The sequence below is a fragment of the Streptomyces sp. NTH33 genome (assembly GCF_003236365.1).
In the GTDB taxonomy this organism is placed as follows: Bacteria; Actinomycetota; Actinomycetes; order Streptomycetales; family Streptomycetaceae; genus Streptomyces.
Genome location: NZ_POTZ01000780.1, coordinates 1 through 1,987 on the forward strand (window position 1 = coordinate 1; position 1,987 = coordinate 1,987).

The window sequence follows — 1,987 nt, forward strand, 5'->3', positions numbered from 1 at the left end:
AGCGGGACTTGCGGCCGGCCCTCGAGGGCAGGCTCAGCAGGCGGATCGCCATCAGCACGGCGATGCCGATCACCGTCATCACGCCGATGAACTCGATGTACATCTCGAACGGCAGGAAGCCGCCGAGGACCGGCAGTGTCCAGTCGGCCCGGAACAGCTGGCCGTAGGCCTGCACGAGGGTCGGCGGCAGCGTCAGGAAGCCGATCGCCACGAACCAGTGGGCCACCCCGATGACGCCCCAGCGGTTCATACGGGTGTGGCCGAGAAACTCCTTCACCAGGGTCACACTGCGCTGGTAGGGGTTGTCGGTCCGGGAGCCGGCGGGTACGGGCTGGCCCAGCCTGAAGTACCGGACGAACTGGCCGATGGCGCGGGCGAGCAGCGCGACGCCGACCACGGTCAGGACCAGCGACACGATGATCGCGGCGAGTTGCATGGGGGCTCCTGAGGCGGCCTCGAAATTACTAAGCAGTAACTTATGTAGTCCGTCTGAGACTACCCCCATCCTCCGTCGCACTGTAGACGGATGCGGGGTGATCTGGGTCGCTGAGGGTCACCTGAAGATCCAATCCTGTTCCGATCGTGTTATTCACACTCAATCGACCCATATACCCCTAATTTAAGAACCGTGCTCTACGGGATCGCCACCGCCATCACCGCCCTCCTCCTCGCCGCCGTGCTCTCGGCGCTGTTCCGGGGGCCCGCGCTGCGGCTGGGTCTGGTCGACCGGCGACGGGTGCGGCCGGTGCCGCTGCTGGGTGGCGTGGCCGTGGTGCTCAGCACCTGCCTGGTCGCCGCGGCCGGCGGCTGGACGGGTGCCGCGCCGCTGGGCGACGGGGTGTGCCGACTGCTCGCCGCGTCCGCCGGGGTCGCCGTCCTGGGCCTGGTCGCGGACCTGTGGCGGCTGAGGACGCCGTTCCTGCTCGTCGGTGCGGCGGTCGCGGCGGCCTTCGTGGTGCCGTACGACGAGACCGGGCCGGCGGCCGGGATCGCGGCCGTGGCCTGGATCGCCTGTGTGGCCGCCGCCTTCCGGGGGCTCGACCACGCGGACGGCCTCGCGGGCACGGTCGGGGTGCTCACCGCCTTCGGGGCGGGCGCGTGCGCGGCGGCCGAGGTGATGGACGACCTCGTGGTGCTGCTGAGCGTGCTGGCCGCCGCCCTCACCGGCTTCCTGATGCACAACTGGCATCCCGCGCGGATCGCGTTCGGGGCCAGCGGCTCGCTGTTCACCGGCTTCCTGCTCGCCTCCGCGGCCGTGCTCACCCGGACCGGGTACGACCCGCTGCCCACCGCGGCCGTGCTGTTCGCGCTCACCGCCACCGCGAGCGCCGACGCCGTCCTCGTCGTCCTGTCGCGCAGGCTGGCCGGGCGTCCCGTGCTGCGCCGCGGTCCCGACCACCTCGCGCACCGACTGCGCCGGCTCGGGCCGACACCGCCGGGCGCGACCGTCCTGCTCGGCGCCGGCACCTTCGCCGCGGTGCTCGTCGGGGTGCTGGTGCACTCGGGCTGGGCCGCGCCCAGGAGCGTGCTGTGGGTGGCCGGGGCGAGTCTGGCGGTCGTCCTGGGGCTGCTGCGCGTCCAGGTGTACGGCCCCCGGAGGCCGGCCGGACCACACGGCGCCCGCGCGCACACCGACCCGCACGGCACCCGCACGTCCGCCCGGGTTCCCGGCACCCGGAGGCGGCCCGAGAGCCGTGGCCCCCGGGGCCTTCCCGCCGCCCGGAGCGTCACGCGCGCGCGTACGGATCATCCGTCCGGTGCCGCACGCGCGCGTACGGAACCGCCCGGCGGCGCTCCACGCGCGCGTACCGGTCTGTCCGGCGGCCCCACGCGCACGGGTACGGACGTCCTCGGCACCCGCTCCCGCACCGAGCAGTCCTCCCGCACCGAGCAGTCCTCCCGCACCGAGCAGTCCTTCTGGGCCGCCCGGTCCCAGCCCCAGCCCCAGCCCCAGTCCCGGGCCCGGGCCCGGGACTGGGGCTGGGGC

1 protein-coding gene and 1 pseudogene are annotated in these 1,987 nt (G+C 73.5%); one reads left to right on the forward strand and one right to left on the reverse strand.

Going from position 1 to position 1,987, the window contains the following annotated elements; genetic code table 11:
- Nucleotides 1–436, reverse strand: a pseudogene (locus C1I97_RS36160) (Fe-S oxidoreductase); the annotation flags it as partial.
- 192 nt (nt 437–628) lie between these two features.
- Between C1I97_RS36160 and C1I97_RS36165 the strand changes: the two are divergent.
- On the forward strand, nt 629–1,987 hold a 1,359-nt coding region (locus tag C1I97_RS36165; RefSeq protein ID WP_441349193.1), incomplete at its 3' end, for an undecaprenyl/decaprenyl-phosphate alpha-N-acetylglucosaminyl 1-phosphate transferase.